The sequence below is a fragment of the Micromonospora phaseoli genome (assembly GCF_900109115.1).
Taxonomy (GTDB): domain Bacteria; phylum Actinomycetota; class Actinomycetes; order Mycobacteriales; family Micromonosporaceae; genus Micromonospora; species Micromonospora phaseoli.
Genome location: NZ_FNYV01000002.1, coordinates 39165 through 62630, shown reverse-complemented (window position 1 = coordinate 62630; position 23466 = coordinate 39165). Strand labels below are relative to the sequence as shown.

Here is a 23466-nt window from a genome sequence, read left to right as displayed (position 1 = left end):
GGTTCGCAGCGGTGATCGTTTTGTTATCCCGGGGTGTTGGGGGCCGCTCAGGCGGCGGGCGTGCCGCCCCGGGGGCCGAGGTCGCCAACGCGGTGGTGCCGCCGGCAGAGCACCTGGTAGCGCAGATCGGCGGTTCCCACGGTGTCCGCGGTGTCACCGATGACGACCTGCTCGCCCTCGCGGACCACCCGCCCGTTGGCGACCCGGGCGTTGAGCAGGCCCTCGCGGCCACACCAGCAGAGCACCTCGACCTGGATGCGGGCCACCGAGTCGGCGAGTTCGAACAGCCGCTGGGCGGCCGGGAACAGGCAGGAGCGGAAGTCGGTGGCCAGGCCGAAGGCGTACACGTCGACGTCGTAGCTGTCGACCAGCTCGGCCATCTGCTCCACGTGTTCGACCGAGTAGAAGCTGGCCTCGTCGCAGATCAGGTAGTCCACGCGTACCCCGTCGGCCCACGCGTCGCGGACCAGAGTGCGCAGGTCGAGCGAGTCGGTGACCTCGACCGCCTCGTGGGCCAGGCCGATGCGGGTGGTGACCTGCGGGCCCAGCGAGCGGTCGATGCGGGTGGTTACCAGGCCCCGGCGCCCCTGCCGGGAATGGTTGTAGTTCATCTGCAACGCCATCGTGGACTTGCCACAGTCCATCGGCCCCCAGTAGAACCGCAGCGCGGCGGCGTGCGCCGGCCGCCCGTTGACACCGCGGGCGGCGAGGCACCCGGCCGGGTTGTCGCCCGCGCCGGGCAGCGCGGGCCGGGCCAGACAGGTCGGTACGGGCTCGTCGGTCGTCACGGACCGGCAGCCTAGTGCGAGGAGCACCGGTCTCGCGCGGGTGGCCGGCCGGTGGTGTCGATCATCGCACCACCGGCGGCCGGGACCGGCCCGCTCAGAGCACCCGGGGTGGGGTGTTGCCGGCGGCGACGATCGCCCGACGGATCGGCACAGCCAGCAGCAGCAGGAAACCGACCACGAAGAAGATCAGCAGGGAGACCAGACCCACCCGGTAGGAGTTGGTCAGCTGGAACACCAGGCCGAAGGCGAGCGGCCCGAGCCAACTGGTGCCCTTGTCGCTGATCTCGTAGAAGCCGTAGTACTCGCCCTCCTTGCCAGCGGGGATCAGCTGACTGAACAGGGACCGGCTCAACGCCTGGCTGCCACCGAGGACCAGACCGATGCCCGCGCCGAGCACCATGAACGGCAGCGGCGCCTCGGCGGGCAGCCGGAACGCGGCGATGATCACCGCGGTCCACAGCACCAGGCTCAGTAGGACGGTCTTCCATGCCCCGATCCGCCCGGCCAGTGCACCCAGGCCCAGGGCGCCGCCGAAGGCCAGGAACTGCACCAGCAGGATCGTCACGATCAGGGTGCTCTGGTCCAGCCGCAGCTCCTCGGTGCCGTACTGGCTGGCCAGCGTGATGACGGTCTGGATGCCGTCGTTGTAGACCAGGAACGCCAGCAGGAAGAAGAGCGTCAGCGGGTACGCCTTGATCTCGCGCAGGGTGCGGCCGAGCTGCCGGAACCCGTCGGTGAGCACGTTGCCACGACCGCCGGCGGCGAGCGCGGCGGCGGTCGGATGCTCGCGCAGCCACCGCAGCGGCACCAGGGTGAACGCCGCCCACCACAGGCCGGCCGAGACGATGGACCAGCGGGCCAGGTCGAGGGTCCGCTCGGCGGTACCGTTGTCGAACGACTGCACCGCGACGAGGTTCAGCGCCAGCAGCAGGCCGCCACCGAGGTATCCCAGCGCCCAGCCGCGGCTGGAGATGGCGTCGCGTTCGTCCGGCCCGCCGAGTTGCGGCAGGAACGAGTTGTAGACCACGATCGCCGCCCCGAAGCTGATGTTGGCGATCATGAACAGCGCGCCACCGAGCAGGTACCGGTCGCCGGTGACGAAGAGCATTCCGATGGTCGCGGCGGCGCCCGTGAACGCCGTGGCGGCCAGGAGCCGCTTCTTGTGCAGTGACCGGTCGGCGATGGCGCCGATCACCGGCAGCACGAAGACCGTCAGCAGCACCGACAGCGAGATCAGGTACGGGTAGTAGGAGCCGGCGGCCACCTTGATGCCCAGCGGGTAGACGTACCCGACGCACTCGTCCGCGCCGAGTTCGCACCCGGCGGCGACCTTGGCCACGCTGGTCAGGAACGGCCCGAGGAAGACCGTGATGACGGTGGTCTGGAAGGCCGAGTTGGCCCAGTCGTAGAAGTACCAGCCGGTGCGTTCCCGGCGGGTGCTCATCGGTGGCGGGTTGTCCTGCGCGGTAGGCGTCGCCGTCTCGGCCATGGTGGGGGTCCTTTGCCCAGTCGTTCAGGCGGCCCAGTGGCCGCGGCTGCGGTAGACGTCGCGCAGCACGCCGACGTGGTCGGTCATGATGCCATCAACACCAAGATCAAGTAACTCGTGCATCTCGGTAGGTTCGTCGATCGTCCAGACGTGCACCTGCAACCCCAGCCGGTGGGCCATCTGCAGGAACCGGCGGTCGACCAGCGGCACCCGGCCGTAGCGCACCGGCACCTGGGCGGCCACCACCGACGGCGGCAGCCGCACCGGCCGGCCGGTCAGCGAGGCCCACCGCAGCCGGGCCACCCCACGGACCCCGAGGCTGGTGGCCACCCGCCCGTGGGTGAGGGCCCGCATCCGGGCCAGCCGCTTGTCACTGAACGAGGCCAGCAACACCCGCTCACCGGCGCCGGCCCGGGCGACCGTGGCCACCGTCGGGGCCACCCCCCGGTCGGACTTCACGTCGATGTTGAACCGCACCTGCGGCCACGCGTCCAGCACCTCGTCGAGGCGGGGAACCACGGCAGAGCCACCGACCCGCACCGACGCCAGGTCGACCCAGCGCAGCCCGCCCACCCGACCGCGCTGCCCGGTGACCCGTTCCAGGGTGTCGTCGTGGAACACCACGGCCACCCCGTCGGCGGTGCCGTGCACATCTGTCTCCACGTACCGGTAGCCGAGGTCGATCGCCCGGGCGAAGGCGGCGGTGGTGTTCTCGTCGCCGTCGGCGGCGCCGCCGCGGTGGGCGAAGGCCAGCGGAGCGGGAGCGTCGAGGTACGGGTGCGCGGTCGGTGCCACGCCGGGCAGTATGCCGGGCGCCGGTGACCTGCGGGCGACCGGCCGGCGACGGGGGGCAGCCACCCGTCGGTCGGCACCAACTGCTGAATATCGGACAGTGACGATCACCATCCCCGCCGTGGCCGGCACCATGTGGAAGTGATGCCATGGCCGTCGTCGGAACCGCCTGGAAAGTCGTCCGCGCCGCAGGGCGCGCTGACCGCGCAGCCGGTGGATCCGCTGCCACCCCGGCTCACGCCGCCCGCCCCGCCGCAACCGGTGCGGCGACTGACGGCGGGCACCTGGGTGTTCGTTCCGCTGGTGCTGGTCGCCGGCAGCCCGTCGGGACACGACCTGCTCAGCGGGATGAGCCGCGACCTGCCCCGCGCCGACGGGATCGCCGCCATGGGAGTGCAGCTGGCCAGGTTCGTGCTGACCGGATTGATGTGGCCGCAGTGGGAGCTGCCACCGGACACCCCGCGGACGTCCTCGTCCTGGCTGTGGAACGACTTTCGCACTCTGCTGTTCGTCGTGCTCACGCTGTGGCTGCTGAGCCGACTGAACGCTCTGCCCTCGCCGGCCCGGGCCTACCGGGCGCTGGCGGTGTTGGGAGCGACGATGGTCAGCGCCGTGGTGGCCGGCCTCGGCGCCATCGCCTGTGTCGCATTCATCAGGTCCGTCGGATTTCTCGGCGATCCGGGGGGTCGCCGCAGCCCGTGGAGCGACACGGAGATGGCCACCTGGGGTGCGCTCGCCGGCGGCCTGGTCTACGGCCTGCTGCTTGCCTGGCTCGTGACGCTGCCCGCCGCGGCCGATCGTCCCCGACGAGGGTGGCTGAGTTGACCTCACGATCCAGCACTCCGAGGGTGCCGCCGCAGCGGCCGCCGCAACCTCTGGCCGACACCGAGGCCACCCGGTACCTCTGCGTCGCCGCGCACCTCGACGAGAGGTTCGCCGACCGGCTGCTCGACGAGGTGTTCGGCGACGAACTGCGGGCCGTCGCGCCGTCCGTGGACTTCGATCTCTCGCCCGTGCTGCGGCACTGCCTGGCGGCCCGCCGTCGACGCCGCCGCCGCGATCTGCTGCTGCTCCTCTTCGGCGCTCTGGCCGTGCTGCTCGCCCCGCTGTGGACGGTGACGGTGGCCGTGGCGATGCGTGCCGGCACCTCGCTGGCCCCGTTTCGGCCGACCCGGCAGAGTCAGATCGGGCCGCTGCTGGGGATGGTCTCGATCGCATTGGCGGCCATGGTGCTGCTGGTCCAGCTGACCGCCACGACCGCCGAAGAGGGGACCAACTGGCTCATCGGCCGGCCGTGGTTGGCGTTGCCGGCGGGTATTGCCGCGTTCCTGGCGCTCGTGGTCCACCTGCACGGCACCCGGTGGCTGCTCGTGACCCGGCTGCGCCGTGACCGGTTTTCGGCAGCGGCGACGGACGACGCCCCGGTGCCGTCCCGGTACGCCGCCCGGCTGGCCGCCGTCGACAAGGCGCAACGGGGCAACGCCACCGTCTACAGCGGGTACCTCCCCTTCGTCGGGCACGGTACCCCGGTGGCGGGTTGGTCGTTCGCCCTGCCGATCCGGCCGGCGGAGCACGTCATCGGTGGACGCGCCGCCGCCGGTGACCAGGTGCCGACGCCCTTCACCGTCGACCAGCTCATCGACCACGTGCGGGAGCGGCTGGCGGTGTTGGACAGCGACCCGAGCACGGATCGGCTGTCGGGGCTGGTACTCCAGGACCGCATCTTCGTCGTCGGCCGGCTGCTGACCGACGACGACCGGCTGCTTCCGCTGCGGAACCGTTTACCGCGGCAGCACTGGACGAGCGAGCAGGTGCGGCAGGTCGCCGCCCACCCGCAAGGCGCCGTGCGGCACTACCTGTGCGCCATGGTGCCGTCCTGGGGTGGTGAGGTGGTGGCCAGCACCTTCCTGCACTTCTCCACCGACGGCCGGCTGCTCTACCTGGAGTGCGCCCGGACCGTGCTGCAACCCCCACGGCTGGCCTACCACGACGTCGACCGGTTGACCGAATGGCTGCCGGCGAGCCAGCTGGTGCAGTTGCTCGCCGCCGGTTCCCACGCCCTGCTCAACACGGCGGCCACCGCGGTGGGACGGCTCCTCGACGAACTGGTGCACACGCTGCGCCATCGGCGGCGGCAGGCGCGGCTGCGCCGGCTGGCCGGCGAGGACCTCGGCTACGACTACGGTGCCCGCGCCGGGGCCCGGGAGATGGCGACCAGTTCGGACTACCACAACTATTTCCAGGTGCTGGACGCCGCGAAGCACCTGAAGGTGGTGGAACGGCACGTGCTCGCGGCGATCGTGGAGTTCCTCGACGACCGCGGCGTCGACACCGCGGAGTTTCGCAACCGGCAGATGATGATCCTCAACCAGGGAGTCATCCAGACCGGCGGGCTCAGTGTGGTCGGCAACCAGGCGGTGGGCGCCGGTGCCCGGGCCGAGCAGCACGGGCCGCCGGCACCGGCGGGCGACAGACCACGACCGGCGTGAGAGCAGGAGGAGGAGTACATGTCCGAGCCGTCGATCAACTACGGCATCCAGCAGTCCGGCGGGGTGAGCCAGGTCGGCAATCAGGCGGTCGGTCCCGGGGCGGTCGCGGTCGGCGGCGCGTTGTCGGCCACCGCGCCGGGGGTGGACGTGCCGGCCCTGGTCGCCCAGTTGGTCGAGGCGCTCGATCAGCACCGCGACGAGCTGCCGGAGCAGGCTCGAGCGGTGGCGGCGGAGCTGCGTGCCCAGCTGGCCCGGCCGGATCCCGAACCGGCGCGGGTGACGGCGTTGCTGCGGCGTCTGGCGGAGTTGGCCGCGCCGGTGGCGCCGGTGGCCTCGGCCGTGACCGAGGTGCTGCGGGCGGTGCAGCAGGCGACCTGAGCCGGGCGGGGTGGCTCAGCCTGCGGCTGGGCGGCGCCGGTGGGCGCGGCTGGTGTCGACCGGCCGACCGGGGTCGACGTGCCGTGGCCGGTCGGGTTCGTCCGGCCGTAGCGGGGCGAGGGTGTCGGTCAGGGCGTCGATGATCCGGTCGGTGGCGCGCCGGGCGGCGCCCGGCGCGCCGGGGGTCAGGTCGTCGAGGTCCACCGGGTCACCGAAGTGCACCCGTACGGTCGGGCGGCGTACCAGCGCGCGGGCGACGCCGCGCAGCAGACCTTTGGGGGCCTGGTAGGGCAGTACCTCATGGGATCCCCACTGTGCCACCGGAATGACGGGAGCGCCGCAGGTCAGGGCGAGCCGGGCGGCGCCGGTCTTGCCGCGTTCGGGCCACATGCCAGGGTCCAGACCGATGCGCCCCTCCGGGTAGACCAGGATCGGTGCGCCGGCACCGACCGCGCTGGCGGCGTCGTCCAGTGCCTGGTGTACGCCGCTGGTGCCCCGGTCCACGCGGATGTGCCCGGCGCTGCGCATCGCGGCGCCGATGACCGGGGCGCGGAACAGCCCGCCGGTGGCCATGATTCGCGGCGCGACCCGGCGGGCCCGGCAGGCGGCGGCGAGCACGACCGGGTCGAAGGGGCTGATGTGGTTGGCGGCCAGGATGAGTGGCCCGCCGCGCAGCCGGGCGGGGATGTCTCCGGTGACCTCCAGCCGGGCCAGCAGCCCGACGAGGACGCGGGCGAGCAGCAGCGCGGTACGCCAGATCAGCGGCGGCTGCCAGGGGGAGTGGGCCGTGTCCATCAGCAGGAAATGGTCGCACGGCGGCTGGCCGCGCCGACGTCCAGGGCGGGCCGTACGGCCGAGGTGAGCAGGGTCATTGGTCCCGACCCGGTTCGGGCCGCCTGCCTCTGCCGATCGCCTTACGACGGGTTGTAGTATTTACTACGTCTCGTAGTATTAACAGCTGGGGGTTGCAGGTGGACGCGTTGGACGTCGCCCGCTGGCAGTTCGGTGTCACCACCGTCTACCACTTTCTCTTCGTGCCGCTGACCATCGGACTCTCCGTCCTGGTCGCCATCCTGCAGACACTCTGGCACCGCACCGGAGACGAGAAGTACCTCAAGCTCACCAAGTTCTACGGCAAGCTGTTCCTGATCAACTTCGCCATGGGCGTGGTCACCGGCATCGTGCAGGAATTCCAGTTCGGCATGAACTGGAGTGACTACTCCCGCTTCGTCGGCGACATCTTCGGCGCGCCCCTGGCCATCGAGGCCCTGGTCGCCTTCTTCCTCGAATCCACCTTCATCGGCCTGTGGATCTTCGGCTGGGACCGGCTGCCCGCACGCCTGCACCTGGCCAGCATCTGGGCCGCGGCCATCGGCACCAACCTGTCGGCGTACTTCATCCTCGCCGCGAACTCGTTCATGCAGAACCCCGTGGGCTACCGGATCAACCCGGACAGCGGTCGAGCCGAACTCACCGACTTCGTCGCGGTGCTCACCAACAAGGTCGCCCTGATCACCTTCCCGCACACCATCGCCGGCGCCTTCCTGGTCGCCGGGTCGCTGCTGGTGGCCGTCGCCCTGTGGCACCTGATCCGCAACCCCGACAGCGCCGACACCCCGGCGTACCGCTTCGCGGCCCGCTTCGGCTCCTGGGTCACCCTGGTCTCCGCCGCCGCCGTCGTGATCACCGGCGACATCCAGGGGAAGATCATGACCCAGGTGCAGCCGATGAAGATGGCCGCCGCCGAGGGCCTCTACGACACCGAGAGCCCCGCGTCGTTCTCCGTACTGACCGTCGGCAGCCTCGACGGCACCCGGGAACTGTTCGCCATCAAGATCCCGTACCTGCTGTCCTACCTGGGCACCGGCGACCCCAACGGCACCGTGCAGGGCATCAACGACCTGCAGGCCGCGTACACCGCCCAGTACGGCCCGGGCAGCTACACCCCGATCATCCCGGTCACCTACTGGAGCTTCCGCTTGATGATCGGATTTGGACTCGCCGCCGCCGCCATCGCCCTACTGGTGCTCTGGAGCCAGCGTCGGGGCCGTACCCCGAGCAGCAGGTGGCTGCTGCGCGCCGGCCTGGCCATGCCGATCCTGCCGCTGCTGGCCAACTCCTTCGGCTGGATCTTCACCGAGATGGGCCGCCAGCCGTGGATCGTCTTCGGCGAGATGCTCACCCGCGACGGCGTCTCCCGCAGCGTCTCCCTCGCCGAGGTGCTCACCAGCTTCACCGCCTTCACCCTCATCTACGCCACCCTCGCCGTCATCGAGGTGAAGTTGCTGGTCCGCTACGCCAGGGCCGGCGTACCCGAGGTGACACCCGACCCGGAACCCGACGACACCGACGACGCCGACCGCCCGCTCGCCTTCGCCTACTGACTCCGGAGCCCCATCGTGGAACTGACCACCATCTGGTTTCTCCTCGTCGCCGTGCTCTTCACCGGCTACTTCATCCTCGAGGGTTTCGACTTCGGCGTCGGCATGCTGCTGCCCGTGCTCGGCCGCGACGACCGGGAACGCCGCGTAATGATCAACACCATCGGGCCGGTCTGGGACGGCAACGAAGTCTGGTTGATCACCGCCGGCGGTGCCATGTTCGCCGCCTTCCCGGAGTGGTACGCCACCCTCTTCTCCGGCTTCTACCTGCCCCTGCTGCTGATCCTGCTGGCCCTGATCGCCCGCGGTGTCGCCTTCGAGTACCGCCACAAGCGGCCCGAGGCGTCCTGGAAACGCCGCTGGGACGCCGCGATCTTCTTCGGCTCGCTGGTCCCGGCAGTGCTGTGGGGCGTGGCCTTCGCCAACATCCTGCGCGGCGTACCGCTGGACGTCGACCACGAGTACGTCGGCGGCCTGCTCAACCTGCTGAACCCCTACGCCCTGCTCGGCGGCGCGACCACCGCGGCGCTGTTCCTCACCCACGGCGCCGTCTTCATCGCCCTCAAGACCGTCGGCGACATCCGGGACCGGGCCGCCGCCCTCGCGGTCCGCCTCGGCGTCGCCGCCGCCGTCCTCGCGGTGGCGTTCCTGAGCTGGACGCTGACCATCCGGTCCAGCGCCGCCGCCGTCGTGCTCGCCGTCGGCGCCGCACTCGCGCTGCTCGGTGGTCTCGCCGCCGCCGCGGTACGCCGGGAGGGCTGGGCCTTCACCGGCACGGCAGTGGCGATCGCCCTGGCCGTGGCGACCCTGTTCGCCGCGTTGTTCCCGAACGTGCTGCCCTCCACGCTGGACCCGGCCGGTACGCTGACCGCCACCAACGCCGCCTCCACCCCGTACACCTTGACGATCATGACGTGGGTGGCGGTCTTCTTCACCCCGATCGTGCTGGCCTACCAGGGCTGGACGTACTGGGTGTTCCGCAAGCGCATCGGGGTGGCCCACATCCCGCAGCACTGAGCCGGTCCGGGCCGGCGGGCCGGCCCGGACCGCTCAGGCGGCCGAGGCCAGGCTGGCCTCGGCCCGGCGCCGCACCACTTCCAGCACCCGCGCGGCGGCGGCCAGATCGTCGGCCGGGAGGCCCGCCCAGAGCCGCTCACCGATCTCACCGCTCGCGGCGGCGACCAGTCGCTGCGTCTGCCGTCCGGCCGGTGTCACCGTGACCTGGGAGGCGTCCTCGGCCAGCGGCGCCACCAGCGTCGCCGCGACCAGCTCGGCGAGGGTGGCGTGGGCGGCCTCCGCGCTGAGCTTCAGCGCTTCGGTCAGCTTCCTGGCCGCCTCGACGCGGGGGAGCGGACCGTCGGCGGCGGCCAGGACGTTGAGCAGCAGTGACTGGCCGAAAGTGAGTCCGAGGCGGGTCAGCTCCCGTTCCAGCACGGCCCGGGTGGCGTAGTGGGTCCGACCGAGCAGCTGCCCGTTGAGGGTGGCGGACATCAGAACTCCATCCGTTGGTTACACCAATGTTGGCCCGACCAACGTATCACCGATTGTGGGTGCGACCAACAGTGAGGCGTAGAGTCCGAAGCATGCAGCCCACCGGCACGAGCGAACCCCACCGCCTCCGCAGCACCCCCAGCTGGCTGCTCACCCAGACCGCCGCCCACGCCGGACGCCTGGTCAGCGCGGCACTCGACCGCCACCACGCCCGCGGCTACCACTACCGGCTACTCGCCGCCCTCGACGACACCGGACCCGCCAGCCAGGCCGACCTCGGCCGGCACAGCGGCATCGACCGCAGCGACATCGTCAGCACCCTCAACGACCTCGCCGACCGCCACCTCGTCCGCCGCGACCCCGACCCCGACGACCGGCGCCGCAACCTCGTCAGCATCACCACCGCCGGCCGCCGCGAACTCACCCACCTGCAACAGGCCCTCGACACCGCCCAGGAAGCCCTGCTCGCCCCCCTCGACACCGCCCAACGCCACGAACTCGTCCGCCTGCTCGGTATCCTCCTCACCCACCACAAAGCACCGAAGGGCTGACCAGATGACCCGCGCACACCAGTACGCCACCACCGTCACCTGGACCGGCAACCTCGGCACCGGCACCAGCGGCTACCGCGACTACCGCCGCGACCACGACGTCACCACCGACGGCCGCCCACCGATCGCCGGCAGCTCCGACCCCACCTTCCGCGGCGACCCCACCCGCTGGAACCCCGAACAGCTGCTACTCGCCGCGCTGTCCCAATGCCACATGCTCGCCTACCTGCACCTGTGCGCCGTCAACGGCGTCACCGTCACCGACTACGTCGACCACGCCACCGGCACCATGACCACCGACCGTGCCGGCAACGGCCACTTCACCGAGGTCGTCCTGCATCCCCGGGTCACCGTCGCCGACCCCGACACCGTCGAGACCGCCACCGCCCTGCACGCCGACGCCCACCACGCCTGCTTCATCGCCAACTCCGTCAACTTCCCGGTACGCCACGAACCCACCACCGCCACCTGACCGCGGCGACCCAAACCACTCGACACCACCGCCACGACGGCTATCGTCGACCGAATGCCCGACGTCCGCGAACTCACCATCGACGAAATGGCCGACGCCTGGCAGCTCGGCCGACTCGCCTTCGGCGCCGACCCACAACCCCCACCGCTCCCCGCGCCCACCTCCCGCACCACCTACGGCGCCTTCGACCACGCCGGCCGCCTCGTCGGCAAAGCCGTCGACCTGCACGACGAGCAGTGGTGGACCACCCGCACCGTGCCCGCCGCCGACGTGGCCGGCGTCGCCGTCGCCGCCGAAGCCCGCGGCACCGGAGTCGCCCGAGCCCTGCTCCGGGCCCTGCTACGCGGCGCCAACGACCGCGGCGCCGCCGTCAGCGCGCTGTATCCCACCACCCCCGCCCCCTACCGGGCCTGCGGCTGGGACATCACCGGCCAGCTACGCACCCTCGACCTACCCACCGCCGCGCTGCCCCGACACCGCCCCGAAGCGCCGCTGACCGTCCGCGCCGGCACCCCCGCCGACCTGACCGCCGCCGCCGACCTCTACCGACGCGTCGCCCGGCACCGCAACGGCCTGCTCACCCGAACCCACCCCCGGTTCACCCCCGGCGACGAACTGCCCTACGACGGACTCACCCTCGTCGAGCACGACGACGACCTGGTCGGCTACGCCGGCTGGGACCGTGGCCGCGGCTACGGCCCCGGCGCCATCCTCACCGTGCAGGACATCCTGGCCACCACCGCCGAGGCCGCCCGCGCTCTCGTCGGCGTCCTGGCCAGCTGGCACAGCGTCACCCCGAAGCTACGGGTGACCCCGCTGCCCGGCGACGCCGTCAGCGCCCAACTGCCCCTCGAATACGCCCGCGAACACGAACGCGACCCCTGGATGCACCGGCCCGTCGACGTCGTCCGCGCCGTACAGACCCGCGGCTGGCCCAACCACACCCGAGGCCAGGTCACCTTCACCCTCACCGACGACCTGGCCGACTGGAACACCGGCACCTGGCACCTCGCCGTCGCCGACGGCGACGCCGAACTGCGCCGCGTCACCACCGCCGCCGACCTGCACCTGACCGTACGCGGCTTCGCTCTGCTCTACACCGGCACCGCCACCGCGCGCACCCTCGCCGAAAACGGGCTGCTGCGCCACACCACACCAGACCCCAGCGCCCTGGACCTACTGGCCGCCGGCCCACCCGCCCAGCTCATCGACTACTTCTGACCAGCCGAAGACCCGGCCGCGAACCGTCCACAGCCGGGCCTTCGGCACACCAACACCGCGGTCGCTCAGCTCGCCTCGCGCAACTCCGCCAACCGGGCCTCGATCTCCGCCAGCTCCGCCCGCAGCTTCTCCGCCTGCCGCTCCGCCTCCGACCGCTCGGCGGACAGGATCTGCTCGACCGCCTCGTGAACCCCCGGCACGTCCACCAACGCCACCATCCGCAGCGCCTCCGCCGGCTTCAACACGTACGGCTTGGCCAGCACCTTCCCACCCTGCTGCGCCGCGACCGTCCACTCGCCCTCGGCGTACGCCAACGTCACCGTCAGCCCCGCCGGACCCTTCGGCTTGGCCGCCTTCACCGCCCGCCTCGCCGGCGGCTTCGACTCCACCGCCTCCACCTTCGCCTCCACTACCTCCACCTTCGGCTCCTCCCAGCGCGGCTGCGGCACCCGATCCAACACGAACTCCGGCTCCACCACCGCCGGCTCGACCCTCGGCTCGACCTTCGGCTCGACCGGTCGACGCCCCGCACCCCGCGGTGCCACCGCCACATCGGCAGGGGAGAACGGCAACTCGTCACGCCCGAACCGCACCACCACGAACTCGTCGGACACCGCCGGATCGGTCAACTCCACCACCTGACCCAGCTGGCCGGCGATCTGACCGGCCGCAGCCGTGAACACCACCTTCGGCTTACGGCCCGCGCTCAACGCCTCCCGGATGCCGCGTACCTCGTCATCGGACAAACCCTGGCCAGCGGCACCCATCACACAACCTCTTCCCTCGTACACATGTTCAGCCGCCTGCCTTGATACCAGCCGCCGGCGACAACTCGAAGATCAGCCCCCCAACGCCCGCAACGCCCGGTCCGCGTGCTCGTTCATACCCAACTCGCTGTGCACCACCTCGACGATCCGCCGATCGACCCCGATCACGAAGGTCATCCGCCGCGTACTCAACGGCCCCAACGGCAGCCGCCGCCGCACACCGAACCGGTCCGCCACCGCACCGTCGGGATCCGACAGCAACGGATAGTCGAACCCGTGCAGCCGCGAGAACTCCGCCTGACGCTGCACCGAATCCCGGCTGATCCCCACCCGCTGGGCCCCGACCGCCGCGAACTCCGCCGCCAGGTCCCGAAAATGGCAACTCTGCGCCGTGCATCCCCGCGTCATCGCCGCCGGATAGAAGAACACCACCACCGGCCCCGCCACCAGCAACTCCGACAATCGCCGGAGGCGACCCGTCTCATCCGGCAACTCGAAGTCCTCGACCAGGTCACCGACACCCACACCCGCCACGCACACTCCTCGCTCGACACCGTCACGAACACGCAGAAGCCGATCACCATCGCGCACCACGCCACCCGTGTGCTCGACCACACCCTGCGCCCAGCCACGCGACCGCCACGGTAACGTCCCCGACACCAGTCGGGCAGGGGAGGACAATGACACCCGTCACCGTCATCACCGGCGGCAGCCGCGGCATCGGCGCCGCCACCGCCCGCCGCCTCGCCCACACCGGCCATCACATCGCACTGGGCTACCGCCGCGACCACGCCGCCGCCGACACCGTCGTGACCGAGCTACGCGCCACCGGCGTACGCGCCATCGCCGTACCCGCCGACACCCGCGACCCCGACCAGGTCGCCGCCCTCTTCGACGCCGCCACCGAACTCGGCCCGATCAGCGGCCTGGTCAACAACGCCGGCATCACCAGCCAGATCGGACCCTTCACCGAGCTGCGCCTGGCCGACCTGCGCGACGTAGTCGACGTCAACCTCGTCGGCTACATCCTCTGCGCCCAACAGGCCGCCCACCGGATGACCGACGGCGCCGCCATCGTCAACATCTCCTCCGTCGCCGCCACCCTCGGCGGCCCAGGGGAGTACATCCACTACGCCGCCGTCAAAGCCGCCACCGACGCCCTCACCATCGGCCTGGCCAAGGAGCTCGCCCCCCACGGCATCCGGGTCAACGCCGTCGCCCCCGGCATCATCCGCACCGAGATCCACGCCCTGTCCGGCCAACCCGACCGACCCGAACGCGCCGCCAGCCGTATCCCGCTCGGCCGACCCGGCGAACCCGACGAGGTCGCCGCCGCCGTCGCCTGGCTACTCGGCCCGGACGCCTCCTACACCACCGGCGCCATCCTCCGCGTCGGCGGCGGTCTCTGACCACAGGACCCCGCCGCCATGCCGCTGCTCGCGTCCCCAGCCCTGCCACCGGGCAGCCTCAACCGCCACCCCCAACCCGCGCTCGACGCCCCCGGCCTGCAGCTGCGCCCCTGGCGGCCGGCCGACCGACCCGCCGTCCTTGCCGGCTACGCCGACCCCGCCGTCCAACGCTGGCACTGCCGCACGATGACCGACGACGAGGCCCACGCCTGGCTCACCTCCTGGCCACAACGCTGGCAGGCCGAGACCGGCGCCGGCTGGGCCATCACCGACGCCACCGGCGTCCTCGGTCAGATCAGCCCCCGTCGACTCGACCTCACCGACGGCATCGCCGAGGTCTCCTACTGGGTACTACCGCACGCCCGGGGCCGCCACGTCGCACCCCGCGCCCTCATCGCCCTCACCACCTGGTCGTTCGACACCGACCCGCCGATCTCACCCACCTGAACCACCGCCCAGCCAGATCCGCCACACCCACACCCGCCACCGGATCAGACCACCGCACGACCCGCCGAGAACCGCAAGTCGACCAGCCCCGCCGCCAGCCGCCGCACCTGCGCCGCGTCCGGCAACGCCACCAGCGAACTCCACGGCAACTGCGCCCGCACCTGCGCCGCCGTCAACCGCGCACCGAGCAGACCACCCACCAGCGCCGCCACCGTATCGACGTCCCCACCCAACCGGACCGCCGCCAGCAGGCCACCCCGCAACGACTCCGCCTGCCGGACGCAGTGCAGCACCGCGGCCACCGTCTCACCGGGATCAAGGCCCACCCCCGCCACCGACGGCCGCCACCCGCCCGCGCGCAGCTCGGCCAGCACCCCCGTCAACCGCGGCGCCTGTCCGCACACCCGCTGCGCGGGCCCCACCATCTCGACCGCCACGTCGAGCAGCACCGCCGCCGACGCCCCCGCCACCGACCAGGACGCGCAGGCCGCCATCACACACGCCGCCACCAACGCCTCGGGCGCCCGGTGCGTCGCCCGGGTCGACTCGACCGTCCGGGCCACCAGCAACTCCGGCCGCGAAGGCGGCACCGACCAGCCCACCGGCAACGCCCGCATCGGCGCACCGTTCGTGCCACCCTCCCGATCGCCGGGCACCTCGCCGGTCCGCCGAAAGCAGGCCAACGCCGCCCGCGTCGACGGGCCGATACCCGGCACCGGAGGATCGTGGGCCACCAACCGGGACAGGAACATCGCCGCATCGGCGCTGCCACCCGAATCCACCAGGCAACGCGCGGCCAGCAAGGTCAACGCCGTGTCGTCGGAGGTCGCACCGGCCGCCCACCGTGCACTGGCCCGCGGCCTCTCGATCTCCTCGTCACCATCACCGGTCGCCGGCCGACCCTCGTACGGCACACCCAACGCGTCACCACAGGCGTAGGCGATCAACGCGCCGGCCACCCGATCAACCGTCGTCAGCATGTCCTCGGCGCCAGGCGTCCACACGACCATCAGCCTAATGACGGACCGGACAGGCCGTAGGCAGGCGTCAGCCTCCCCGCCAGCCACTGACAGCATTGCGACTGCATTGCAAACCGGGTACGGTCGGACACAATGCAGTCGAATTGCAAAGAGGGTTCCCGTGCAGGTCATCCCGCTGGACCGCATCACTGCCGACATGACCGACGCTGTCGGGGGCAAGGCAGCCGGCCTGGCAGCGCTCATCAGGCACGGCGAACGTGTCCCACCCGGCTTCTGCATCACCACGCAGACCCACGGCCACGCACTCCCGGTCGCGGAGATCGTCAACGCTTACCAACAACTCGGCGGCCCTGTCGCCGTGCGGTCCAGCGCCACCGCCGAAGACCTACCCGACGCCAGCTTCGCCGGACAACAGGACACCATCCTCAACGTCACCGGCACCGCCGACCTTCTCACCGCCGTCGCGGCCTGCCGAGCCTCCCTGCACAGCCCCCGCGCGACCGCATACCGCGACGCCCACCACATCGAACACGACAACGTACGGATGGCCGTCGTCATTCAACGAATGGTCACACCCGCGGTCGCCGGCGTGCTCTTCACCGCCAATCCGGTCACCGGCCGACGCACCCAGATGATGGTCGAGGCCGTCCCGGGCCTCGGCGACGTCCTCGTCGACGGCGTCACCAACACAGATCAGTGTCTCCTGGACGGCCCCGTACACCCCGCCACCGACCACCTCACCCCGGCGCAACTCGCCGACCTGCACACCCTCGGCACCCGCCTGCAGAAACACCTTGGCAGTCCTCAGGACATCGAATGGGCAATCGACCACGACGGCACTCTCTGGGTGCTGCAGGCCCGGCCGATCACCACCCTGTTCCCCCTTCCACCACCCACCGACAAACCACAGCCCCGCGTCTACCTCGAGTTCGGCCACGTCCAAGGCATGCTCCAGCCAGTCACCCCGATGGGCATGTCCTCCCTGGCCGCGCTCGTCACCGCAATGCTCGCCGCACTGCGCGTACGAGCCGACGTCATCGACATCGGCGGACGCCTCTACGGCGACCTGACCGACCTCGCCCGCGATCCCGCCACCCGCGAACGTCTCGTCAAGCTCATGGCCGTCGACTTCGGTCCCCGCGCCCAGGCGGTGATGAGACACGTCCTCGCCGACCCCCGCTTCGCCCCGCAACGCCGAACCACACCGCGCACCCGGGCGACCGACGGCACCATCCTGCGCACCGCAGGCCGCGCCGGTACCGCAATCCTGCGGGCCCTCGCCCGACCCGACCACGCTCGCGCGCGCCTGCACCACGCCATCGACCGAATCCGCCGCACCTGCGCCGCGCCCGCCGAGCTGAAAACCCCCGCCGACCGGCTCCGCTTCGTACGCGACCAGGACACGACCGGAAGCTACGACGAGATCACCTGGCCCATCGCCGCCGGCATGCTCGCCGCCGCGATACCCCCACACCTACTCAAGGGAATCGCCGAACAACACGAGATCCAGACCGTCCTCGGCGGCATGCCGCACAACGTCACCATCGAAATGGATCTCGCGCTGTGGCGACTCACCGAACGCGCCACCGACCACCGCCAACTGCTTCTCGACACACCCGCATCCGAACTCGCGGCCCGCTACCGGCAGGGCACCCTGCCCGACATCGGCCTGGCCGCGTTCCTCGACACCTACGGCCACCGCGGAGCCGCAGAGGTCGACCTCGGCATACCCCGCTGGGAGGAAGACCCCACCCCGGTTTTCACCATGATCGCCAACTACCTGCGAGTCACCGACGCCGACCAGGCACCCGACCGACGGTTCGCCCGCGCAGCCGCCACCGCCGAAACCACCCTCCGCGACCTCACCATCCGCGCCCGCCGCCGGCCCATCCGCGGCCGGATCGCGATATTCCTGCTGCACCGGGCCCGGGCCCTCGCCGGCCTCCGCGAGGCCGGTAAATTCGCCGGCCTCTACCGCCTGCGGGAGATGCGACGGCAACTGTTGCTCATCGGCACCGACCTGGCCACCGCAACCCTGCTGAACCAACCCGACGACATCATGTTCCTCACCCTCGACGAGGTCCACGCCGCCGTACATCAACACACCGACCACCGCGCCACGGTCACCTCGCGCCGGGCCACCCACCAGCAGGAGCTGCGCCGCCGGACCGTACCGGTTGCCCTGCTCTCCGACGGCACCGACCTGGAGACCATCCTGCCGGCCGCACCCATCACCGACGGCCAACTTCGTGGCGTCGGCGCCGCCCCCGGTCGGATCACCGGCCCCGCCCGGATCGTCCACGACCCCGCCACCGCCCGCATCGACCCTGGCGACATCATCGTCGCACCCACCACCGACCCCGGCTGGACCCCGCTCTTTCTCACCGCCGGTGGACTGGTCACCGAAACCGGCGCGGTCATGGCCCACGGCCCCACCGTGGCTCGCGAATACGGCATCCCGGCCGTCATCTGCGTTCCCGCCGCCGCCAGCACGATCACCACCGGACAGCTCATCACCGTGGACGGCGCCGCAGGCACCGTCACCGTGGTTAACGACCCTCACCGCACGGAGGCGGAAAGGGCGCAGCGTACCGACATCGGCGATACGACCGCACTGTGAAAGCATCGACTCCATGCCCAAGAAGGTGGACCCCCGCCAGCGACGCGCACTCATCGCCGACGCACTCATGCGGGTAGCTGCCGATCAGGGCCTGGAAGCCGTCAGCCTGCGCCACGTCGCGACGGCGGCCGGTGTCTCGGCCGGAATGGTGCAGCACTACTTCCGCACCAAGGACGAGATGATGACCTTCGCCCTGGCCGTGGTCCGCGACCGCACCCAGGCCCGCATCACCGACGCCGTCACCGCGCTCGGCACGGAGCCCTCGCCGCGGCAACTGCTCCGCACCATGATCGCCGCACTGCTGCCACTGGATGAGCAGTCCCGCGACGACGCACGGGTAGCACTCGCGTTCCTCGCCTACACCGCCGTACGGCCAGCAGCCGCCACCGCCCTGCGCGACGACACCACACAGCTGACGGCCCACATCACCAGCCTTCTACCCGGCCCACACGGCGACGACGCCGCCACCGGTCTCCTGGCGCTCATGGAAGGTCTGGGCATCCACCTCCTCGGCGGCCACTACCCGCCGGAACGGGCACTGCGCGCGTTGGACCACCACCTTGACCTGATCTTCGCCCCGTCCGGCTACCCAGGAGAGCAGGGTCCGTAGAAGGAGCCAACGAGCGCAGGCATGCCACCCCATCCCGCCGGGTAGCCACCGTCGTGGACAGCGGACGCATCGGTGAACACGGCTTCCTCGCCAACGGGCGCAGCGCTGTCCTGGTGGACCGCGCCGGTTCAGTGAACTGGTGGTGCCCACAACGCTTCGACGGGCCATCCGTCTTCGCACGGCTCCTCGACGACGACGCCGGCCACTGGTCGATCCGACCAGCCGGCCACTTCACCACCGAACGGTCCTACGTCGAAGGCACGCTCGTGCTGCGTACCGTCTTCGCCACCGGGCACGGACGGATGGCACTGACCGACGCCCTCGCCCTGGAACCCGGCGCCCGCGGCCACGACATCGGCCTGCGCTCACCACACGTACTGGCCCGGTTCGTCGAGGGCCTCGCCGGCGAAGTGCCGGTACGCCTGCACTACCGACCGCGGTTCGAATACGGGCGGGTGACCGCCTACCTGAACGACCACAACGGCATCATCGACGCGAGCGCCGGTGCCTGTCGGCTGAGCCTGCGCGGCGACGTCCCGCTGAGCTGCCACCAGGGCGACGCCACCGCCAACTTCACCGTCCGCGCGGGGGAGACCTACCGCTTCACGCTCGGGCACGCGCCGACCTACGACTCCGGCCCACCCGCCCTGCCGGACGCGGACCAGGTGATCACCAACGCCGTCGCCGGCTGGAGATCCTGGGCCGACCTGCACCACGACCAGTACGACGGCCTCTTCGGCGACCAGGTGCGGCACAGCGCCATCGTCCTGCAGGGCATGACCTACCAACCCAGCGGCGCGATCATCGCGGCGGCGACCACCTCACTGCCCGAGCAACCGGGAGGCGCCCGCAACTACGACTACCGCTTCGTCTGGCTACGCGACTTCAGCCTCACCCTCCAGGCGCTCTGGCGGGCCGCCTGTCCCGACGAGGTCGACCGGCACTTCGCCTGGGTCGCACACGCCACCGGACGCATCAGCGACGCGCCGGTACCGATCATGTACGGCGTGCAGGGGGAGCGGGACCTCACCGAGCACCACCTCGACCACCTCACCGGGTACGCCCACAGCCAGCCGGTCACCGTCGGCAACGACGCCTGGAAGCAACGGCAGAGCGACGTACTCGGCGAGGTCCTCGACGCGGCCTGGCTGATGCGCCACTACCTCGACCCGATGACGCCCGACGTCCGGCAGCTGCTGCACGACCTCGCCGACCAGGCCGTGCTGGACTGGCACCGACCCGACTCCGGCATGTGGGAGTCCCGGGACACCGAGCGGCACTACGTCTCCTCCAAGGTGCAGTGCTGGACGGCGCTCGACCGGGCGGTCCGCTTCGGTCGCCGGCTCGGCGACCAGTCCGATGTGGCCCGCTGGGCCGCCGCCCGGGACGACATCCGCAACGCCGTACTCACCCGGGGCTGGAACGACCGACTCGGCACATTCACCGGAGCCTTCGACTCCGACCACCTGGACGCCTCGGTGCTGATCATGCCGCTGGTCGGCTTCCTACCGGCCGACGACCCGAGGATGCGGTCCACGGTACGGGTGGTCGAACGCGAGCTCTCCCACAAGGGGCTGCTACGCCGGTGGGACGGCGACCCGGCCGGCTTCGTCATCTGCTCCTTCTGGCTGGTCACCTGCCTGGCCCTGGCCGGCGAGGTGGAGCGCGCCGAGCGCTTGTTCCGGCAACTCGCCGGCCGGGCCAACGACCTGGGGCTCTTCGCGGAGCAGATCGACCCTGCCACCGGGGCGCATCTCGGCAACTTTCCGCAGGCCTTCTCGCACATCGGGCTGATCAACGCCGCCGGCCGACTCTCCGAGGCCGTGTATCGGCGCGACGCCGCGGACAAGCCACGACACCCCGTGCCGGCCGGCACGGGAGGCACGGAAGGAGCACCCAGATGACTGGACGCCTGGACGGAAAGACCGCCCTGATCACCGGCTCTGACTCCGGGATCGGGCAGGCGACGGCGATCGAGTTCGGCCGGGAGGGTGCCGACGTGGTGGTGCACTACCTGCACGACCACGCCGGCGCCAAGCACACGAAGGCCGAGGTTGAAGCGGCCGGCCGGCGGGCCGTCGTGGTGCAGGGCGACATCAGCGTCGAGCACCAGGTGGAGGCGATGTTCGACGAGGCTCTCGCGGAGTTCGGCACGCTGGACATCCTGATGAACAACGCCGGGGTGGACGCCTCCGGCATTCCGGTCGCCGACCTGGACACCGAGACGTTCGACCGGGCCATGCGGATCAACGTCTACGGCGCGTTCTTCTGCTCCCGGCGCTTCGTACGGCACCGTCGCGACCAGGGCGGACACGGAAAGATCATTAACACGACCTCGATCCACCAGGAGGTCGCCCGGGCCGGCGGCGCGGACTACGACACCACCAAGGGCGCGTTGCTGGAGTTCGCCAAGAGCCTCGCCCTGGAGGTCGCCCCGATGCACATGAACGTCAACAACGTCGGTCCGGGGATGGTGCTCACGCCGTTCAACCAGCGGGCGATCGATGATCCGAAGTACCTGGAGGAACAGGTGCAGAGCATCCCGTGGAAGCGAGCGGCGGAGCCGGTGGAGGTCGCCAAGGTGGCGGTCTTCCTGGCCAGCGCCGATGCCGACTACGTGACGGGTTCGACGTACTTTGTGGATGGCGGCCTGATGCAGAACCAGGGCCAGGGCGCCTGACCGCAGACGTGATTCGATAATCTACATTATGTAAAGTAGACGCTCCGGCTACCGCCCCGAGCGGCGGTAGCCGTCCAGGAGCCCTTCACCACACGCTTCGCGGTACGCCTCGTCGGGGCCCGCACAGCACCGATCGCCGCGGACACCGTCGAGCTCGGGACGCGCCGCCGGGATGCACACCTTCTGCACGCTGCTACGGCGCGGGGTGGGCGTGGGCCCGCGATTGGGTCGTGGGTGGGTGGACGTGCGCACGTGTCCGCCACTCCCCTCTGTTGCCATGCAATCCGAAAAAGCTGCATAATATGCGTTATGCATGACAAAACGGATAAAATGGTTGTCACGCTGATCGAGGAGTTTCTGACCGCGCGGGCCACCCGTAAGCCCTCCCCCCACACTCAGGACGCGTACCGGCGCGACCTGACCAGCGTGGCCGTGCTCGCGGCGGAGCTCGCCACCCCTCCCCTCCCCCTTGATCACCTGGGTGTCGACGCGCTCTCCCCCAGGCTCATCCGGGCCGCGTTCGCCCGGTTCGCCGCCGACCGGGCCGCCACCTCGGTCGGGCGGGCCTGGTCGACCTGGAACGGTTTCTTCTCCTTCCTGGTGGCCGAGCAGGTGGTGCCGGGCAATCCGATGCCGGCGGTGGGGCGTCCTCGGGCCCCGCTCCCCCAACCCAAGCCGTTGCGCGGCGAGGACACTCCGGAGCACCTGCTCGCCTCGGCCGCGCAGGCCGAGGGCCGGCAGCGTGACCCGTGGCCGGAACGGGACGTGGCGGTGCTGGCTGTGGCGCTGTGTGCGGGGTTGCGGTTGTCGGAGTTGCTGGCGTTGCGGGTCGGTTCGCTCGGCGGGCGGGCCGGCGAGCGTCGGCTGGAGGTGTCCGGTAAGGGCGGGCGGCCTCGGATGGTGCCGGTGGAGCCGGGCCTGGATGCGGTGCTGGCGGGCTATCTGGACAGTCGGATGCGCCGGTTCGGTTCGCGTACGGTGCGGCCGGATTCGCCGCTGCTGGTGGATCGGCGGGGTGAGCCGCTGCGTCGGGGTGGGTTGCAGTATCTGGTGGAGTCCTGCTTCCGGCGGGCCGGCATCGGTGACCGGGTGCCGCGCGGGGCGCGGTTGCACGCGTTGCGGCACACGTTCGCGACGCGGCTGGCGGAGGACGGGGCGGGTGCGGCGGAGATCATGCGGTTGTTGGGGCATGCGTCGTTGGCGTCGTCGCAGACGTACATCGAGGTGACCGCGGGTCAGCAGCGGGAGGCGGCGCGGGCGAATCGCACGAACCGGGCGTTGGTGGGGTTGGTGCGGCCTCAGGCCGGTTGAGCGGTGAGGATCGCCGGCAGGAGGGCGGTGACCGCGGCGGTGGGGTCGAAGGCCGGGTCGGGGCTGGCGAGTTGGTTGTTGAGCAGGCCGTCGACGAGGGCGAGCAGGAGGCGCAGGGCGGTGGCCGGGTGGTCGGCGCCGAGGGCGGCCAGTAGTGGGGTGGCCCAGGCGGCGAGGTCGTGTCGGCCGCGGGCGATCTGTTGTTGCAGGGCTGGCTGGTGGGCGGCCTCGGCGAAGATGGCGAGTCGGGCGAGGGTGAGGGCGCGGCCGGTGGTGGCGAGGTGATGGACGAGGGTGCCGAGTTGGGTGGCGAAGCTGTCGGGGGCGATGGGGGCGAGGGTGCCGGCGAAGTGGTTCCAGCCGGCGGTTTCGAGTTGGAGGATGCGGGTGAGGACGCCGGCGAGGAGGGCTTCGCGGGTGCGGTAGCGGTTGGAGGTGGAGCCGGTGGGTAGGCCCGCCTGGTCGTCGACGGCGCGGTGGGTGAGGTGGCGGGCGCCGCGGGTGCCGAGGACGGTGATGGCGGCGTCGAGGAGTTGTTGTTGGCGGGCGTCCACGAGGACCAAACTACAGCAGTAGTGCCTACAACTACA

General features: G+C 71.1%; 24 protein-coding genes. 15 read left to right on the top strand and 9 right to left on the bottom strand.

Annotation, left to right across the window (positions count from 1 at the left end):
- Positions 1-47: 47 nt before the first annotated feature.
- The 3 genes from BMY89_RS05125 to BMY89_RS05115 all read right to left on the bottom strand — a co-directional run bounded on the left by BMY89_RS05125 (position 48) and on the right by BMY89_RS05115 (position 3072).
- The gene (locus tag BMY89_RS05125) at positions 48-758 is read right to left on the bottom strand and encodes a thymidine kinase (protein ID WP_372433267.1); all 711 of its coding nucleotides are present in this window, start codon (positions 756-758) and stop codon (positions 48-50) included.
- A 124-nt stretch (positions 759-882) separates the two neighbouring features.
- On the bottom strand, positions 883-2277 hold the full coding sequence (locus BMY89_RS05120) for an MFS transporter (protein WP_092375767.1): 1395 nt from the start codon (positions 2275-2277) through the stop codon (positions 883-885).
- A 24-nt stretch (positions 2278-2301) separates the two neighbouring features.
- The gene (locus BMY89_RS05115) at positions 2302-3072 is read right to left on the bottom strand and encodes a glycerophosphodiester phosphodiesterase family protein (RefSeq protein WP_232521072.1); all 771 of its coding nucleotides are present in this window, start codon (positions 3070-3072) and stop codon (positions 2302-2304) included.
- Positions 3073-3210: 138 nt separating this feature from the next.
- Here BMY89_RS05115 and BMY89_RS05110 point away from each other — a divergent pair, with 138 nt between their 5' ends.
- The 3 genes from BMY89_RS05110 to BMY89_RS05100 are packed head-to-tail and all read left to right on the top strand — an operon-like array spanning position 3211 to position 5936.
- A complete protein-coding gene (locus tag BMY89_RS05110) occupies positions 3211-3894 on the top strand; it encodes a hypothetical protein (RefSeq protein WP_139217903.1) in 684 nt (227 codons plus the stop codon).
- Positions 3891-5558: a hypothetical protein gene (locus BMY89_RS05105; protein WP_139217902.1), complete on the top strand. Its 1668-nt coding sequence runs from the start codon at positions 3891-3893 to the stop codon at positions 5556-5558. The genes BMY89_RS05110 and BMY89_RS05105 overlap by 4 nt, the downstream gene beginning before the upstream one ends.
- An 18-nt stretch (positions 5559-5576) precedes the next feature.
- Entirely contained in the window at positions 5577-5936 is a 360-nt protein-coding gene (locus tag BMY89_RS05100; RefSeq protein WP_092375758.1) for a hypothetical protein, read from the top strand.
- Between the two features lie 15 nt (positions 5937-5951).
- Here BMY89_RS05100 and BMY89_RS05095 read toward each other — a convergent pair whose 3' ends face one another.
- Positions 5952-6731, bottom strand: coding sequence for a lysophospholipid acyltransferase family protein (locus tag BMY89_RS05095; RefSeq protein ID WP_092375757.1), 780 nt, complete (start codon positions 6729-6731; stop codon positions 5952-5954).
- Positions 6732-6907: 176 nt separating this feature from the next.
- Here BMY89_RS05095 and BMY89_RS05090 point away from each other — a divergent pair, with 176 nt between their 5' ends.
- Positions 6908-8320, top strand: a complete 1413-nt coding sequence (locus BMY89_RS05090) for a cytochrome ubiquinol oxidase subunit I (RefSeq protein WP_175510300.1) — start codon at positions 6908-6910, stop codon at positions 8318-8320.
- Between the two features lie 15 nt (positions 8321-8335).
- Positions 8336-9334, top strand: coding sequence for a cytochrome d ubiquinol oxidase subunit II (cydB, locus tag BMY89_RS05085; protein ID WP_092375752.1), 999 nt, complete (start codon positions 8336-8338; stop codon positions 9332-9334).
- A gap of 33 nt (positions 9335-9367) precedes the next feature.
- Here cydB and BMY89_RS05080 read toward each other — a convergent pair whose 3' ends face one another.
- Entirely contained in the window at positions 9368-9808 is a 441-nt protein-coding gene (locus BMY89_RS05080) for a hypothetical protein (protein WP_092375750.1), read from the bottom strand.
- Between the two features lie 92 nt (positions 9809-9900).
- Here BMY89_RS05080 and BMY89_RS05075 point away from each other — a divergent pair, with 92 nt between their 5' ends.
- From BMY89_RS05075 to BMY89_RS05065, 3 genes are read left to right on the top strand one after another with little or no spacing between them, the layout of a single operon-like run.
- Entirely contained in the window at positions 9901-10359 is a 459-nt protein-coding gene (locus tag BMY89_RS05075) for a MarR family winged helix-turn-helix transcriptional regulator (RefSeq protein ID WP_092375749.1), read from the top strand.
- Positions 10360-10363: 4 nt separating this feature from the next.
- On the top strand, positions 10364-10831 hold the full coding sequence (locus tag BMY89_RS05070; RefSeq protein WP_092375747.1) for an OsmC family protein: 468 nt from the start codon (positions 10364-10366) through the stop codon (positions 10829-10831).
- 54 nt (positions 10832-10885) lie between these two features.
- Positions 10886-12052 (top strand): GNAT family N-acetyltransferase, encoded by a 1167-nt coding sequence (locus BMY89_RS05065; protein WP_092375745.1) that lies wholly within the window; start codon positions 10886-10888, stop codon positions 12050-12052.
- A gap of 65 nt (positions 12053-12117) precedes the next feature.
- Here the strand turns inward: BMY89_RS05065 and BMY89_RS05060 are convergent, their stop codons facing one another.
- Together BMY89_RS05060 and BMY89_RS05055 are read right to left on the bottom strand one after the other, a co-directional pair.
- Entirely contained in the window at positions 12118-12819 is a 702-nt protein-coding gene (locus BMY89_RS05060) for a hypothetical protein (protein WP_092375742.1), read from the bottom strand.
- A gap of 72 nt (positions 12820-12891) precedes the next feature.
- Positions 12892-13353: a peroxiredoxin gene (locus BMY89_RS05055; RefSeq protein ID WP_092377375.1), complete on the bottom strand. Its 462-nt coding sequence runs from the start codon at positions 13351-13353 to the stop codon at positions 12892-12894.
- 146 nt (positions 13354-13499) lie between these two features.
- Between BMY89_RS05055 and BMY89_RS05050 the strand changes: the two genes are divergently transcribed.
- Positions 13500-14228, top strand: a complete 729-nt coding sequence (locus BMY89_RS05050) for an SDR family NAD(P)-dependent oxidoreductase (RefSeq protein WP_092375740.1) — start codon at positions 13500-13502, stop codon at positions 14226-14228.
- 18 nt (positions 14229-14246) lie between these two features.
- A complete protein-coding gene (locus BMY89_RS05045) occupies positions 14247-14675 on the top strand; it encodes a GNAT family N-acetyltransferase (protein ID WP_092375737.1) in 429 nt (142 codons plus the stop codon).
- A gap of 44 nt (positions 14676-14719) precedes the next feature.
- Here the strand turns inward: BMY89_RS05045 and BMY89_RS05040 are convergent, their stop codons facing one another.
- The gene (locus BMY89_RS05040; protein ID WP_170147659.1) at positions 14720-15679 is read right to left on the bottom strand and encodes an ADP-ribosylglycohydrolase family protein; all 960 of its coding nucleotides are present in this window, start codon (positions 15677-15679) and stop codon (positions 14720-14722) included.
- Between the two features lie 136 nt (positions 15680-15815).
- Here BMY89_RS05040 and BMY89_RS05035 point away from each other — a divergent pair, with 136 nt between their 5' ends.
- From BMY89_RS05035 to BMY89_RS05015, 5 genes are all read left to right on the top strand, one after another.
- Positions 15816-18275: a PEP/pyruvate-binding domain-containing protein gene (locus BMY89_RS05035; protein ID WP_092375732.1), complete on the top strand. Its 2460-nt coding sequence runs from the start codon at positions 15816-15818 to the stop codon at positions 18273-18275.
- Positions 18276-18288: 13 nt separating this feature from the next.
- Entirely contained in the window at positions 18289-18885 is a 597-nt protein-coding gene (locus BMY89_RS05030; RefSeq protein WP_092375730.1) for a TetR/AcrR family transcriptional regulator, read from the top strand.
- A gap of 53 nt (positions 18886-18938) precedes the next feature.
- On the top strand, positions 18939-20789 hold the full coding sequence (locus BMY89_RS05025; protein ID WP_092375728.1) for a glycoside hydrolase family 15 protein: 1851 nt from the start codon (positions 18939-18941) through the stop codon (positions 20787-20789).
- Positions 20786-21565, top strand: a complete 780-nt coding sequence (locus tag BMY89_RS05020; protein WP_092375725.1) for an SDR family NAD(P)-dependent oxidoreductase — start codon at positions 20786-20788, stop codon at positions 21563-21565. The genes BMY89_RS05025 and BMY89_RS05020 overlap by 4 nt, the downstream gene beginning before the upstream one ends.
- 330 nt (positions 21566-21895) lie before the next feature.
- A complete protein-coding gene (locus BMY89_RS05015; RefSeq protein WP_372433263.1) occupies positions 21896-22876 on the top strand; it encodes a tyrosine-type recombinase/integrase in 981 nt (326 codons plus the stop codon).
- Here the strand turns inward: BMY89_RS05015 and BMY89_RS05010 are convergent.
- A complete protein-coding gene (locus BMY89_RS05010) occupies positions 22864-23430 on the bottom strand; it encodes a TetR/AcrR family transcriptional regulator (protein WP_092375719.1) in 567 nt (188 codons plus the stop codon). The two genes, BMY89_RS05015 and BMY89_RS05010, sit on opposite strands and share 13 nt — an antisense overlap.
- Positions 23431-23466: the final 36 nt, after the last annotated feature.